The sequence below is a fragment of the Synechococcus sp. H55.11 genome, assembly GCF_047462475.1.
In the GTDB taxonomy this organism is placed as follows: Bacteria; Cyanobacteriota; Cyanobacteriia; order Thermostichales; family Thermostichaceae; genus Thermostichus.
On record NZ_JANSJI010000239.1, the window covers coordinates 1 to 957 of the forward strand.

Below are 957 nucleotides of genomic sequence, written 5' to 3' on the forward strand. Positions count from 1 at the left end.
CAAAACCAGACCCTGGATCTGGGTAAGGGTTGTAACCGGGGGAAGTGGAATTCATCAGAGCAGACGACCCAAGCGCTCCCGCAACTCGGCGGCAGCCTGCTCCAGGTGGTCGGGAGTGTAGCCGGTGGTCTCTACCCGGACGGCGAGGTGGGTGTCCTGGCTTTCGTGGAGATGGATCCACAAAACGTGGCGGCCATCTTCGGTTTTGCGGTTGGCGGCTTTGACGCCGTTTTTGGGGGCAGCGTAGGCATTTGAGTCGTAGCGAACCAGATCCACCCAGGGAAGGTCGCGCAGGAGCTTTTCCACCTTGACCCAACTGCGAGGGCGGTGATGGCTGCTGTCGCTCCGCAATTGGATGACCTGGGAGCGATCTCGACCGGAATCGGGGAGAGCCGCCCGCGGGATCCGCGGCTGGACTTGCGGTTGCAGATAGGGCAAATACACCAAAGATTTGTATTGCTCGTGGATGTAGCAGACCGGGATCCCCAATTGGCTGCCCACCACGGCCATGATCATGGCCTGGGCTTTGAAGCCCCCGGTGGCGGCGAAGGTGACGATCCCTTTGGCGCTCTGGGCCAACTGTTGCAACAGGTCGGCCATCCGCTCCAGGGAGGATCCCTCTAGCTCGTAGTTGACGCCGGGGAGGGGCACCAGGGAAACCTGTTGTTGGCCCAGCGCTTCTTCAAAAAAGAGCTTCAAAATCTGGGCGCACTCCAGCCCCTCAGAGGTTTCGGAGTAAAGCAAAATCAAGGCATCCTGGGGAGTGGGATCCAGCCGGTAGTAGGTGTTGGTTTCGGCGCTGATCAGCTCCAGTTCTGTCTTTTTCATCCAGGCCAAGGCCCGTTCCGGATCCCCGATGGTTTTTTGGCCGACCCAAGGGCGTTGCGGCTGCAGGTCTTTGTCCGGGTTGGTGAGCAAAGAGGTGCCCACGGTCATGAGGATGGTCTGCATGGGTTA

The 957-nt window shown here is 59.8% G+C and carries 1 protein-coding gene; it reads right to left on the minus strand.

Translation table 11 applies throughout. The annotated features are described in order from the left end of the window. Nucleotides 1-54 precede the first annotated feature (54 nt). Complete coding sequence (locus NW853_RS09670; protein WP_414348907.1) at nt 55-936, minus strand: putative CRISPR-associated protein; 882 nt, start codon at nt 934-936, stop codon at nt 55-57. Between the last annotated feature and the right edge of the window lie 21 nt (nt 937-957).